The organism is Rhizobium sp. NZLR10 (genome assembly GCF_019685125.1).
In the GTDB taxonomy this organism is placed as follows: Bacteria; Pseudomonadota; Alphaproteobacteria; order Rhizobiales; family Rhizobiaceae; genus Rhizobium.
Genome location: NZ_JABDWE010000013.1, coordinates 104,706 through 117,848 on the forward strand (window position 1 = coordinate 104,706; position 13,143 = coordinate 117,848).

Annotated in this window: 10 protein-coding genes; 4 read left to right on the top strand and 6 right to left on the bottom strand. The window is 60.9% G+C overall.

The window, feature by feature from the left end; all coding sequences use genetic code 11:
• Positions 1-120 precede the first annotated feature (120 nt).
• Positions 121-2,364, top strand: coding sequence for a DUF262 domain-containing protein (locus HJB82_RS19875; RefSeq protein ID WP_221141103.1), 2,244 nt, complete (start codon positions 121-123; stop codon positions 2,362-2,364).
• 2 nt (positions 2,365-2,366) lie between these two features.
• Here HJB82_RS19875 and HJB82_RS19880 read toward each other — a convergent pair whose 3' ends face one another.
• The 4 genes from HJB82_RS19880 to HJB82_RS19895 form a co-directional block, all read right to left on the bottom strand.
• Positions 2,367-3,146: an SDR family NAD(P)-dependent oxidoreductase gene (locus tag HJB82_RS19880; protein WP_221141105.1), complete on the bottom strand. Its 780-nt coding sequence runs from the start codon at positions 3,144-3,146 to the stop codon at positions 2,367-2,369.
• A gap of 139 nt (positions 3,147-3,285) precedes the next feature.
• Positions 3,286-4,554 carry a type II toxin-antitoxin system HipA family toxin gene (locus HJB82_RS19885; RefSeq protein WP_221141114.1) on the bottom strand — a complete coding sequence of 423 codons (1,269 nt, stop codon included), beginning with the start codon at positions 4,552-4,554 and terminating at the stop codon, positions 3,286-3,288.
• Positions 4,551-4,781: a type II toxin-antitoxin system Y4mF family antitoxin gene (locus HJB82_RS19890; protein ID WP_221141116.1), complete on the bottom strand. Its 231-nt coding sequence runs from the start codon at positions 4,779-4,781 to the stop codon at positions 4,551-4,553. Before HJB82_RS19890 ends, HJB82_RS19885 begins: the two co-directional genes overlap by 4 nt.
• 422 nt (positions 4,782-5,203) lie before the next feature.
• Positions 5,204-5,809 carry a TetR/AcrR family transcriptional regulator gene (locus tag HJB82_RS19895; RefSeq protein ID WP_221141119.1) on the bottom strand — a complete coding sequence of 202 codons (606 nt, stop codon included), beginning with the start codon at positions 5,807-5,809 and terminating at the stop codon, positions 5,204-5,206.
• A 112-nt stretch (positions 5,810-5,921) separates the two neighbouring features.
• On the opposite strand from HJB82_RS19895, the gene HJB82_RS19900 reads away from it, so the two are divergent.
• From HJB82_RS19900 to HJB82_RS19910, 3 genes are all read left to right on the top strand, one after another.
• Positions 5,922-6,608 carry a PspA/IM30 family protein gene (locus tag HJB82_RS19900; RefSeq protein WP_221116947.1) on the top strand — a complete coding sequence of 229 codons (687 nt, stop codon included), beginning with the start codon at positions 5,922-5,924 and terminating at the stop codon, positions 6,606-6,608.
• Positions 6,609-6,657: 49 nt separating this feature from the next.
• Positions 6,658-6,939 (top strand): YiaA/YiaB family inner membrane protein, encoded by a 282-nt coding sequence (locus HJB82_RS19905; protein ID WP_003588051.1) that lies wholly within the window; start codon positions 6,658-6,660, stop codon positions 6,937-6,939.
• 93 nt (positions 6,940-7,032) lie between these two features.
• Positions 7,033-10,428 carry an acyl-[ACP]--phospholipid O-acyltransferase gene (locus HJB82_RS19910; RefSeq protein ID WP_221141122.1) on the top strand — a complete coding sequence of 1,132 codons (3,396 nt, stop codon included), beginning with the start codon at positions 7,033-7,035 and terminating at the stop codon, positions 10,426-10,428.
• 665 nt (positions 10,429-11,093) lie between these two features.
• Here HJB82_RS19910 and HJB82_RS19915 read toward each other — a convergent pair.
• The gene (locus HJB82_RS19915; protein ID WP_221132260.1) at positions 11,094-11,378 is read right to left on the bottom strand and encodes a GIY-YIG nuclease family protein; all 285 of its coding nucleotides are present in this window, start codon (positions 11,376-11,378) and stop codon (positions 11,094-11,096) included.
• Between the two features lie 367 nt (positions 11,379-11,745).
• Positions 11,746-12,939, bottom strand: a complete 1,194-nt coding sequence (locus HJB82_RS19920; protein WP_221141124.1) for a TCR/Tet family MFS transporter — start codon at positions 12,937-12,939, stop codon at positions 11,746-11,748.
• Positions 12,940-13,143: the final 204 nt, after the last annotated feature.

Below are 13,143 nucleotides of genomic sequence, written 5' to 3' on the forward strand. Positions count from 1 at the left end.
CAGTGTCGCCCCTCGTCGCAATCGTCTGCACCAGCTCCATAGCCTGAACACGCCACTCCTCTTGCAATCATCGCGCGAATCATCTCGTTTCGGCTGCGTTACTTACCGATTGGGGCCACCATGCCGATATTCACCACGAGCAATATTCCTATCTCTTCACTTATTGAGGATATAGACAGAGGAAAGATCGGCCTGCCTGAGTTGCAACGTCCATTTGTCTGGCCGAACGTAAACGTTCGGGACCTATTCGATTCACTTTATCGCGGCTATCCTGCTGGCTTCCTTCTATTCTGGAAAACCGGGGCGGAGAATGGTCTCCGGAGCATTGGTACCGACGCGAAGCAGGCTGTGCCAGAGCTTGCAATCGTGGATGGGCAACAGCGCCTGACCTCGCTCTACGCTGTAGTTAAGGGAGGCGAAGTTCTTCGCTCAAGTTTCAAGAAGGAAAGAATTCAGATCGCATTCAACCCGTTGTCCGAGCGATTTGATGTTGCCGATGCGGCTATTAAGAAGGACCGAGCATACATTCCGGATATTTCGGTTCTCTGGGGAGCGGAGTTTAGGCCAAGTGCCTATCGAAAAACGTTCATTGCTGAGCTGTTAGAAATTCGCGAGCTTTCCGAGAGCGACCAAGAGAAGATAGAGGCGGCAATTGACCACCTAAGGAATCTTTTGAATTATAGTTTTGTTGCTCTAACACTACCGTCGTCGGTAGATGAAGAGACCATAGCCGAAGTATTTGTGCGGATAAATGGAAAAGGTAAATCTCTAAATCAAGCCGACTTTATTATGACGCTCATGTCAGTGTTCTGGGAGAAGGGAAGAAAGGAACTTGAAGAATTTTCGTTGAAAGCATCAATGCCCAGTGATGGACAATCATCACCATTCAATCACTTCATAAAACCATCTCCAGATCAAATGCTTAGAGCAACTGTCGGGCTGGCTCTGAAGCGGGCGCGCCTGGAAAATGTCTACGGAGCATTACGCGGAAGAGATGCCGGGACTGGGCAAGATAGTTCTGAAAAGCGTGAATATCAGTTTGCATTGATGCGCGATGCTCAAAAGACAGTTTTGAGTGTTGGAAACTGGCATCATTTTCTTAACGCGCTCAAGCTGGCTGGCTACCGGGGTCAGAAGATGATCAGTTCGGAAGCCGCGATCATCTTTAGTTACGTCCTCTATCTCATGGGAATTCGCGACTATTCGGTCCATCGGACCGACATGCGTCAGGTGATAGCTGAATTCTTCTTCATGGCGGCCATGACAGGGCGTTTCACAAACTCACCAGAAACACGCTTCGAGGCCGATCTCGGAATGCTTCGCGATCTCCCAAGTGGAGATGTGTTCGTCGCAAGATTACGAGATATATGCGCCACCACACTGACGAATGATTACTGGGATATAACCCTGCCCAGTCAACTCGCCACTTCTGCCTCGCGAAGTCCGTCTCTTTTTGCGTATCAAGCAGCGCTTATCATGCTTGATGCACCGATACTTTTCGGCACACTCAAGATCAACGCTGTTGTAGATCCTGCGGTTCAGGGCTCGAGGGCGTCGCTGGAACAGCACCACCTGTTTCCACGGGGATACCTTGAGGAAAACGGACTATCTGATTTGAAAATGATCAATCAGATCGCGAACTTTGCAGCTGTTGAATGGCCCACTAATATTAAGATTGGAAAGAAAGCGCCTTCGGAATACGTTCCGACGCTAATTGCCGGTATGGTGCCGGCCGAGCGAGAGCGCATTAACAAGCTCCACGCCCTGCCTCCTCATTGGTGGGAGATGCCCTACAATGAGTTTCTAATCGCTCGTCGGTTGAAAATGGCGCAAGTCGTGCGGGAGGCTTGGGAGCTCCTGACACAAGGAACGAAACCTTCTGCTCCCATCCAAGTTCCCGTCGCAACCCTAATTTCTGGCGGCGAGTCCGGCGCAGTGGAATTCAAATCAACGCTAAGGGTCAATCTTCACACAGGGCAGGCGGATGAAAAAATGCATCTCTCCGTTCTTAAAACGATTTGCGGCTTTCTTAACGCTAAAGGCGGTACTTTGCTAATTGGCGTGTCTGATGATGGGACGATTATTGGGATTTCTTCGGACGGGTTTCCCAATGAAGATAAAATGGGATTGCACTTGGTCAATCTTATCAAGGATAGGATAGGGGACGTGTTTCTTCCATACGTTCATTTGCATTTTGATGAGCAAGACGGGGAGCGCGTGTTAGCTGTGCGTTGCGAGGTTGGACCCAAGCCGGCTTTTGTGAAGGACGGCAACCAACAGCGCTTCTATGTCCGTGGCGGAAATGCTACCGCGGAACTTACAGGAAATTCGATTACAGACTATGTGAAACAGCGCTTTCAGTAGCCTTACCCGCGCGCTCCAAACAGCTGAACACCAGTGAGCTCCGCAAGCTTCTCCATTAGCGCATGCTGAAACCCCGTATCGCTGACCTCCGCCGCCGCCTCCCGCTGCTGCCGATGATACCAATACCCGCCGCTCACCTTCGCGGCTCCCGCATCGCTCTTCGCGAGCCATGTCTGGGTCAGATGCCCCATTTCGAGGTCATCGGGCGCGCCGGCGCCGCCCATTTTTGTCGGCACCCAGCCGGGATCGACCGCATTGCTGAAGACATCCGGCCAGTGGCGGGCGACGGCGGCGGAAAGGGTGGCGATGTAGAGCTTGCTTTCCGAATAGGCCTGGCTGGCGCCCCATGGCCGCTTCTTCCAGTCGATATCGTCAAGGGCGCCCGTGCCGCTGCGGTGCATGCCGCTGGTGAGATAGATCAGGCGGTGGGGCCGGGTGATCCAGGCGGTGAGGAGATAGGGGGCGAGCGTGTTGACCGCCAGCGTCTTGGCGTGGCCTTCCGAGGTTTCGCCGCGGCTGCGCTCGAGGTAGATGCCGGCATTGTGGATGATGGCGTCCATGCGGCCGATGGCGTTGACCTGCTCGGCGATCGAGCGGGTTTCGGCGGCGCTGGCGAGATCGCCGATGACGATGCCGAGGGCGCTGGGCGAAATCTCGGCGAGGGTGGTGGCGCGTTCGCGGGAGCGGGCGTGCAGGACGACGTCGTGGCCTTCGCTGATGAGGGTGCGGGCGGCGGCGAGGCCGAGGCCATCGGTGGAACCGGTGATGAAGATGCGGCTCATGATGTCTCCGTTGGCGGTGATGGCGTGTGGGGGCATAGAGTGCTTGGCCGTGGGTCCTCGGGTCAAGCCCGAGAACGACGGAGATTGAGGTGAGCGATCGGCAAGAGCCGCGACATCGGGCGGCAATTCCTTGCTTTCCTCAATCTTTCGAGGTCAACCTCATTGCTGCGGCCCGGCCTGCTATCAAGCCGGCGATCTCATCGATTGGGTCTCGATCGGGCGATATGTCTGCAAGCTCGTCCGCGACCTTGCCGGTCAGCGTTATCACCTTGTCGCAAACTTCGTTTACCCGGCGGCGCAGCAGCGGAGTGCCAACGCCGGCTTCTCGCGCAAAGACCTGCCAGCCCTCCGCATCCATCTCGGCGAGCGTGGCACGTTTGCCGATTCTCATTGCCAGCTTTGGCGACAGCTCCGGATAAATCACGGTGGAGAGGAGGTCGTAGAGTTTTGCCAGCCGCGGGCCTTGGCTATCGTAAAGGATGGAGAAGTTCTTGCCGTGGGCATCGGCATTTCCGGCGATCAGGTTGAAGATGGCAGCGTCCAGCAGCTTCAGAACATCGACCGCCGGTCTTGCCGAAATCCGTCTCAGCAATTCGAAACAATCCTTGAAGGTCGGCCCGCCTTCGCTCGCATATTTCGTTTCCGACGGTACGCCGAGCGCCTGGCAGAAATCCTCCTGATGGATGCGGCGAACCAGGCCGCCGGCGTCGCGGACGCGGTCATATCGTTCGACCAGAAGAAACGGGCGTTCCCGCACATGTCGCGGTTCGACCGCTGCGACATCCAGCTCGATGGCGGCTGCGAGCCTCATCACGAAAGCTTCGTTTTCGGTCGTCGCCTTGAAGCGCGCTATTGGTGGCTTCAGAATATGAGTGGTCGCCTGGCCAGGCAGGGGAAGGCCGATCCGGCCGTCGATCAGAACAACCGGCACCTTGGATTGCGCGCCGGCGAGCGACAGTCTCAAGCCTTCCTCGCCGGCCAGCAAAGGGCGCACGGGAAGCGCCTCCAGCACCCGAACGATGCCGGCTTCGTCCAAAGGCGCGGATTGGCGATCTGCAGTCGTCGCGGTTTCCGCGGGCTCCTGGCCCTCGGCAAGCAGTTGCAATGCACCGGCGACATCGCCGCCAAGGTGATCGAGAAGCGCAAAGTCATTGGCGGGAGAAACGCCCAGGGCTTGCGCGGCGGCTATCCGCTGGCTTTCCTCGGGCAACAGGCCGCCGAAAAACGGCCGGCATTCCCGGCGGGAAAATCGCTCCGGTCGTTTCGGGAGAGAGGCCGAGAGCGGCAGCGCATCATCATCGCCGAGCCAGCCTTCGGCATAGGCAAAGCCGATATCGCCGTGTCGGTCCTGCGTGAATTGACCGACAATGCGGCCGCCCCACCAGACGTTGAGGATCCTGTCCGTCATCGTCTGCGCTCGCCGGGCGCCAGAATGTCGATGGAGCAGCCGAGCGTTTGCAGAACCTGCAGGACTTTGCCGATCTGCGCCGTGGGTTTGCCGGCTTCGAGATCGACGATAAACCGAAGCCCGACGCCGGCGACGCCGGCAAGCTCGTCCTGCCGCAGGTTTTGCCCCTTGCGCGTGCTTCGAACCAGGGCGCCGATATCGGCTGGAGTTTTAATCTGTTTCGACACGTGATTTTCCCGATCGGGAAAATATAATGGAATTTCGGCGGGCGTCCAGGGGAATTTACCGATCGGGATATTTTGACGATATGGAATGGGTTGAGGCCGCGAAATTCCCCGCTCGGTAAGATGGGTAGTGGTTTTGGCAGGCGCGACATCCGGCGCGGAAGATTGGCGAGGCCCAGCCCCTCATCCGGCTGCCGCCGCCTTCTCCCCGCTCGCGGGGCGAAGGGGATATGCCGCGGCCTTTCCGTTTCTCTCCAACGTCTCGCGTAACACGTCCCCTCGCCCCGTTTACGGGGAGAGGGTTAGGGTGAGGGGCATTTTGGGGAGGAGTTTCCGCTCCGGGCATGGGTCCTCGGGTCAAGCCCGAGGACGACGGAGGGGAGGAGGACTCTTGCCAAACCCACGCCGGCCGCACTCACCCGCCATCACCGCCGCCGCCCCGCCCCGGCTGCAATGGTCTGCACCAGCTCGTCCACCTCGCGTGCCAGCCGCGCCAGCGGCAATCCGACGAAGCGGCCCTCCAGGCTGATGCTGACCACGCCGTGCACGGCGCCGAACAGGGTGCGGGCGCGGATGGCGCGGTCTTCGGGGGGCATGTCGGGCTGCAGTTCGGCCAGCGGTTCGGCGATCACGTCCATCAGGAAGAGGTGTTCGTCGAGGTGCCATTGCGGCGTCGGGCTGGTGTCGGGGGGGGAGTGGTCGAACAGGGCTTTCCAGAGATTGCGGTGCTCGACGGCGAAGGCGAGGTAGCCCTGGGCGAGGTTGCGCAGGCGGTCGGTCGGGCTTTTATCCCTGGCCTCGGGCAGGGTCAGCCTGGCCTCCAGCGCCTTCAGCGTCGCCGAGTTGACGTGGATCACCAGTTCGCCGAGATCTGCAAACACCGTGTAGAGGCCGCCGAGTGCGCAGCCGGCGTCCTGGGTGATGTCGCGGGCTCTGAGGTTGGTCAGCCCGTCGCGGGCGATGCGGTCGCGCGCCGCCTCGATCAGCCGCGCCTTCAGGTCCTCGCGTTTTTCTTCTCGTCTGCCGGCCATTCACCATTCCACTTCGATTTTTTTGAACGTCGTTCAAAATTTATCTTGAACGTTGTTCATGATTCTGCCATAACAGCACTCGTGAACAACGTTCATAAACCGGAGGAAGCAAATGTTCAAACTGATTTCGATTCTGTTGCGGGGCAGGGCGCATGATGCCGAACAGGCGTTTGCCGATCGCCACGCCGTGCCGCTGCTGTCCCAGCAGATCCGTGATGCCGCCCAACAGATCCAGTCGGCGCGCCGCAGCGTTGCCGTCGCCATCGCCCAGAACGAGCAGGAGAAGGCACAGCACGCAACGATCGTCGCCCGCATCGCCGATCTCGAGATCCGTGCCTGTGCGGCGCTCACCAAGGGCAATGACGGGCTGGCCCGCGAAGCGGCCGAGGCGATCGCTTTTCTCGAAGCCGAGCGTGATGCCTCGGAACAGGCGCAGGCCCAGTTCACCACATCAATCGACAAATTGAAGGCGATCGTCCGGGCCTCCGAGGCGCGGCTGCAGGCGCTGCAGCGCGGCGAGCGGCTGGCCCGGGCGACGCAGGAGGCGCAGAAGCTCGATGTCGTCGTCGCCGGTCCGGGCCTTGCGACGCTCGACGACGCCGAGGAGACGCTGGCCCGCCTGCGCATCCGCCAGAGCCAGAACGAGCTGACGGCGGCCGCGCTGAAGGAGATGGAAGGCTCGATCCGCCCGGCCGGTATCATCGAAAAGCTTGCCAATGCCGGCTGCGGCGCCGCCCTCCACTCATCCGCCGATGACGTGCTGGCCCGGCTGAAGAGCCGCATCACCCCGGCCGCTTGAAACCGCATCCATCCAACCATCCAATCCATCGAACATAGGGATTACGATCATGAACGACAGTTTCCAGAAACACTCCTCCAGCTGGGTCAGCTTCTCCTACATCTCCTTCGGCTCGGCCGCCTTCATGCTGGCGCTCGGCCTGTACATGATGCCGCTCGATCTCTGGGGCAAAGGTTATCTCGCCATGGGCATATTGATGCTGGTGCAGACCACGGTGAACATCACCAAGACGCTGCGCGACAATGCCGAATCCGAAAAGTTGATCCGCAAGGTCGAGGATGCCCGCACCGAAAAACTGCTCGTCAAATTCAATCGTAGCGACGAAGATTGACCTTCGTTAACCACAGCGCAGAGTTGTTTTCGCACTCAACCATTGCGTAACAACTCTGTGGCCTTCTCTGCCAGCCGATAGAGGAAAGCGCCCGTGCAAAACAAGCTGATGACATCCAGGAAATTCGCGCCGCTGTTCTGGACCCAGTTCCTGACCGCGTTCAACGACAATTTTCTGAAGAACACTTTGGTGTTCCTCATTCTCTTCAAGATGTCGGCCAGCGAGGGCGCCGCCCTGGTGACGCTTGCCGGCGTCATCCTCATCGTGCCCTTCCTGCTGTTGTCGGCGCTCGGCGGCGAGCTGGCCGACAAACACGACAAGGCGAAGATCGCCGAACTGCTGAAACGCTGCGAGATCGGCATTGCCGCGCTTGCCGTGGTCGGCCTCGGCTTTTCCTCGATCTTTGTGCTGATGGCGGCCCTCTTCGGCTTCGGCGTCATCTCGGCGCTGTTCGGTCCGATCAAATACGGCATCCTGCCCGATCACCTCGAACGCCGCGACCTGCCGAAGGCCAATGCCTGGATCGAGGGCGGCACCTTCATCGCCATCCTCGCCGGCACCATCATCGCCGCGCTCGCCTTCTCGAGCGGCGACAATGTGCTGCTGTTCGGCTCGATGATGATGGGGCTGTCGGTGCTCTGCTGGCTGGCCAGCCGGATGGTCCCTCCCACCGGCTCGAAGGCGCCGGATCTGCAGATCGACCGCAATGTCATCCGCTCCAGCTACACGCTGGTGATGGAAATCCGTAGGGATAAGCGGCTGTGGCGTTCGGCGCTGATGAACTGCTGGTTCTGGCTGGTCGGCGCTTTCGTGCTGTCGATCCTGCCGACCATGGTGACCGAGCTGCTCGGCGGCTCCGAACTGGTCGTTCCCGCCTATCTCACCGTTTTTGCCATCGCCGTCGCCGTCGGCTCGGGCATTGCCGCCTGGATGTCGTCAGGCCGCATCGTGCTGCTGCCGGCCCCGGTGGGAACGGCGCTGCTCGGCCTCTTCAGCCTCGACCTCGCCTGGAACCTCTGGGGCCTGGCATCGGCTGTCCACGCAACGACGATTGCCGATTTCTTTGCCGGTCAAAATACCATCCGCGTCGCCATCGATCTCGCCGGCATGGCGATTTCGGGCGCCTTCATCGCCGTTCCCACCTTCGCCGCGCTGCAGACCTGGGCGCATGAGGACCGCCGCGCCCGCGTCATCGGCGCCGCCAATGTGCTGTCGGCGCTGTTCATCACCGTCGGCCTCGGCCTCGTCGCCGCCATCCAGGCGCTCGGCGCCTCCATTCCTCAGATCCTGATCGGCCTCGGCATCATCAATTTCGCCGTCGCCTGGCTGATGCTGAAGACGCTGCCGACCAATCCCTTCCGCGATTTCATCTCGATCCTGTTCCGCGCCTTCATGCGCCTCGAGGTCGAGGGCCTGGAGAATATCAAGAAGGCCGGCCGCGCGCCGATCATTGCGCTGAACCATGTCAGCCTGCTCGATGGTGCGCTGGCGCTTGCCATCACCGAGGAGGAGCCGACCTTCGCCGTCGATTACAAGATCGCCCAGGCCTGGTGGGTGCGCCCCTTCCTGAAAATGTGCAAGTTCCTGCCGCTCGACCCGACCAAGCCGATGGCGACGCGTTCGCTGATCAAGGTGGTGCAGGACGGCAACCCGATCGGCATCTTCCCCGAGGGCCGGCTGACGGTGACCGGCACCTTGATGAAGGTCTATGATGGCGCCGCCATGGTCGCCGACAAGACCGGCTCGATGGTCGTGCCGGTCAGGATCGACGGGCTGGAGAAGAGTTATCTCTCCTATCTCGACAACGGCAAGATCCGCCGCCGGTTGTTTCCCAAGGTCAAGGTCACCATTCTCGAGCCGGTGAAGCTCGAAGTGCCGCCGGAGCTGAAGGGCCGCAAGCGCCGCGCCGCGGCGGGTGCAGCACTTTATCAGGTGATGTCGAACCTGATGTTCCAGACTGCCGACACCTCATCGACCGTTCTTGGCCGCGTCATCGAGGCCGGCCACGAATTCGGCATGAAAAAGCTCGCCGTCGAGGATCCGGTCACCGGCCGGCTGACCTATGGCAAGCTCTTGACCGGGGCGGCCGTGCTCGGCGCCAAATTCCGCGCGCGCTTCCCGGAAAACAACCTCGGCGTCATGCTGCCGAATGCCAATGGCGCCGCCGCCACCATTCTCGGCGTGATGAGCGCCGGCAAGGTGCCGGCGATGCTGAATTTTACCGCGGGTGCCGCCAATATTCTCTCCGCCTGCAAGGCCGCCGAGATCAGGCACGTGCTGACCTCGCGCGCCTTCGTCACCCAGGCCAAGCTAGGCCCGGTGATCGAAGAGATGGAAAAGCAGGTGACGATCGTCTGGCTCGATGATCTGAGAGCCGAAGTCGGCCTTCTCGACAAGATCCGCGGGCTGCTGCGCAAGGGGCGGCCGCTGGTCAAGCGCCAGCCGGATGATCCAGCCGTCATCCTCTTCACCTCGGGCTCGGAGGGCACGCCGAAGGGCGTGGTGCTCACCCACCGCAACATCCTGTCGAACGCCGCCCAGGCCGCCGCCCGCATCGATTTCCACAGCGGCGACAAGGTGTTCAACATCCTGCCGGTGTTCCATTCCTTCGGGCTGACGGCCGGCACCGTGCTGCCGCTGATCTCCGGCGTGCCGGTCTATTTCTATCCGTCGCCGCTGCATTATCGCATCGTGCCGGAGCTGATCTATGTCTCCAACGCCACGATCATCTTCGGCACCGATACCTTCCTCAACGGTTATGCCAGGACGGCGCATCCCTACGACTTCCGCTCGATCCGCTATATCTTTTCCGGCGCCGAGCCGGTGAAGGCCTCGACCCGCCAGACCTATATGGAAAAATTCGGCCTGCGCATTCTCGAAGGTTACGGCGTCACCGAGACGGCGCCGGTGATTTCGATCAACACGCCGATGTACAACAAATCCGGCACCGTCGGCAAAATCCTGCCGGGCATGGATTGGAAGCTCGAACCGGTGCCCGGCATCGACGAGGGCGGCAGGCTGCATGTGCGCGGCGCCAATGTCATGGCCGGTTATCTCCGCGCCGAAAAGCCCGGCGTGCTCGAGCCGCTCGCCGATGGCTGGCACGATACCGGCGACATCGTCACCATCGACGAGGACGGCTTCGTCAAGATCCGCGGCCGCGCCAAACGCTTCGCCAAGATCGCCGGCGAAATGATCTCGCTCGCCGCCGTCGAAACGCTCGCCGCCGAACTCTGGCCCGGCGCCCTCTCGGTCGTCTCCTCGCTGCCGGACGCCAAGAAGGGCGAGCGCCTGGTGCTGCTGACCGACGCCCCCAATGCCACCCGCACAGAATTCCTCGCCTTCGCCAAGTCGAAGGGCGCCATGGACATGATGGTGCCGGCCGAGGTCACCATCGGCAAGGTGCCGGTCCTCGGCTCCGGCAAGGTCGATTTCGTCGCGGCGCGCAAGCTGGCGGAGGGTGCGGTGCAGGCGGGCGAGGCGGCGTAGGCGGGGCTTGGCCGGCGTCAGGCGCCGAACAAATTCAAGCGAAATGCTTGCGGCATCGATACTCGGGTCAAGCCCGATACTCGGGTCAAGCCCGATACTCGGGTCAAGCCCGAGTATGACGGAGGGTGGGGCACGCGGGGCAAGAGGCGAGACGTCTGGAGGGAATTCCAGCAAAATGGGAATTGCGTAAACAACGACGGCACGACGGCAATTCTAACAAAACATCACGCGTTTGCGGCCCTTGCCCCATAGGCTCCACCACCCTCCGTCATACTCGGGCTTGACCCGAGTATCGGGCTTGACCCGAGTATCGGGCTTGACCCGAGTATCGGGCTTGACCCGAGGACCCATGCTGCAAGCGCTGCGTTGCGCTCACACTGACAATAGCGATCGCCGAACAAATTCAAGCGGAGTGCTTGCGGCGTGGATACTCGGGTCAAGCCCGAGTATGACGGAGAGCGGGGACAACGAGCGGCAAGAGGGGATACGTCCGGAGGAATTCTAGTAAAATGCGCGAGCGGTCTTGCGCGGTAATCGCGTAAAATTAATAGGCGGCAATTCCAATAGACCGCGGCATACTTCGCTATTTGTCGCGCTCGCTCCCCCACCCTCCGTCGTCCTCGGGCTTGACCCGAGGACCCATGGCCGCAAGCACTGCGTTGGCGTTACCACAGCGTAAGATAGAGGTCGCTCCACTCAGGATTCATCGCCTCGACCAGATCGATCTTCCATTGCCGGTACCAGCGTTTCAACGACTTCTCACGCTGGATCGCGCTGCCGATATCCCAATGTTCCTCGTACCAGACGAGGCGTGTGCACCCATATTTCCAGGCAAAGCCCTTCGTCAGCCCTTCGCGATGTTCATAGATGCGGCGCTCCAGATCGGATGTCACGCCGATATAGAGCGTGCCGTTTTTCTGATTGGTGATGATGTAGACATATCCCGCCATGCCCGCAGAGTGCTTGGTTGTGGATACTGGGGTCAAGCCGGATCCTCGGGTCAGGCCCGATACTCGGGTCAAGCCCGATACTCGGGTCAAGCCCGATACTCGGGTCAAGCCCGATACTCGGGTCAAGCCCGATACTCGGGTCAAGCCCGAGTATGACGGAGAGCGGGGACAACGAGCGGCAAGAGGGGAGACGTCCGGAGGAATTCCAGTAAAATGCGCGAGCGGTTTTGCGCGGCAATCGCGTAAATGATAGGCGGCAATTCCAATAGACCGCCGCACACGTTGATATTTCTCGCATGCGTTCCCCCACCCTCCGTCGTCCTCGGGCTTGACCCGAGGACCCATGGCCGCAAGCACCGCGTTCATGTCACCAAACCGCCGCCCGCTCCGCCGTCTTCAGCCGCAAGCCGAGAACCAGCGGCACGGTGAGCGCGTAGACGATGACGACCGATAGCCAGATGGCGCCTGGCCATTCCTCCCGGGTGAGGAAATAGAGGCTGGAGAAGGCGAGCGGCGCCACGATCGAGGCGAGGCTGACGGCCGAGGCGAGCACGCCCTGGAACTGGCCCTGGCTGTTCTCGTCGACCTGCCGGGTGGCCAGCGACTGCAGCGCCGGCACGCCGATGCCGCCGAGCGCGAAGATCGGCATGATCGCGAAGATCATCCAGCCGCTTCCGGCAAAGGCCATGACGGTGAGCGCGATTGAGACGCCGGCGACACCCGTCAGGATCGCCGCGCGTTCGCCGAAAAGCTTGACGGCCGGTCCGGGCAGAAAGGCCTGGGCAAGGGTCTGGCAGATGCCGAAGGCGCCGAGGGAAAGGCCGATCGAAAGCCCGTTCCACTGGAAGGCATCCTGTCCCCACAGCGCCCAGCAGGTGCCGTAGGCCTCGCCGGTGGCGCTGAAGATGAAGAACAGGATGACGAGCGGCAGCAGGCTTTTGACCTCCAGCACCGCGCGCAGCGGTTTCAGCGGATTGAGCGAGGAAAGGTCGATTGTCTCGCGGCTGCCCGGGCGCGATTCCGGCAGGATGAACAGGGCGAGCAGCAGGTTTGCGCCATTGAGCACCGCCGCCGCAATGAACGGCAGCCGCAGCCAATGGTCGCCGAGCACGCCGCCGGCGACCGGGCCGATGATGAAGCCGAGGCCGAACATCGCGTTGAAAAGCCCGAAGCGGCGGGCGCGCTTCTCCTCGGGCGAAATGTCGGTGATATAGGCTGAGGCCACCGAAATGTTGGCGCTGGTCAGCCCGGCGATCGCCCGGCCGAGGAACAGCATCCAAAGATTGGGCGCAAACGCCAGGAACAGGTAGTTGACGGCGGCGCCCGCCAGCGAAATCAACAGCACCGGCCGGCGGCCCAGCCGGTCGCTGAGGGCGCCGAGCACCGGCGCGAAGATGAACTGCATCACCGCATAGAGCGCGGTCATCGTGCCGATCATGGGCGCGACGTTTTCGGCATGGGTGATATCGCGCAGCAGCGACGGCAGGATCGGGAAAATCAGCCCGATGCCGACGGCATCGAGGACAATGGCGGTGAAGATGACGATAAGGGATCTGGTCATGGTGCGTTCCGGGTCGACGCGAGCCTGCAGCACCGCCGGAGCGGTTCCCGCCTTCATCAAGGCGAAAAACGGCTCCAGCCTTGGTCGCCGGGCAATACCTGGACAAACCAGTGGAATTGCTCGGGGACGCCGATGGCTCACGATGAAGTCTGACGCTGTGTCAGGCGTTTGGTTTCTGGGAAATGCTGGCCGAACCATGCGCTG

Coding starts and splice junctions, on each gene's coding strand:
- HJB82_RS19875 (WP_221141103.1), top strand. CDS start 121: ATGCCGATATTCACCACGAGCAATATTCCTATCTCTTCACTTATTGAG.
- HJB82_RS19880 (WP_221141105.1), bottom strand. CDS start 3,146: ATGAGCCGCATCTTCATCACCGGTTCCACCGATGGCCTCGGCCTCGCC.
- HJB82_RS19885 (WP_221141114.1), bottom strand. CDS start 4,554: ATGACGGACAGGATCCTCAACGTCTGGTGGGGCGGCCGCATTGTCGGT.
- HJB82_RS19895 (WP_221141119.1), bottom strand. CDS start 5,809: ATGGCCGGCAGACGAGAAGAAAAACGCGAGGACCTGAAGGCGCGGCTG.
- HJB82_RS19900 (WP_221116947.1), top strand. CDS start 5,922: ATGTTCAAACTGATTTCGATTCTGTTGCGGGGCAGGGCGCATGATGCC.
- HJB82_RS19905 (WP_003588051.1), top strand. CDS start 6,658: ATGAACGACAGTTTCCAGAAACACTCCTCCAGCTGGGTCAGCTTCTCC.
- HJB82_RS19915 (WP_221132260.1), bottom strand. CDS start 11,378: ATGGCGGGATATGTCTACATCATCACCAATCAGAAAAACGGCACGCTC.
- HJB82_RS19920 (WP_221141124.1), bottom strand. CDS start 12,939: ATGACCAGATCCCTTATCGTCATCTTCACCGCCATTGTCCTCGATGCC.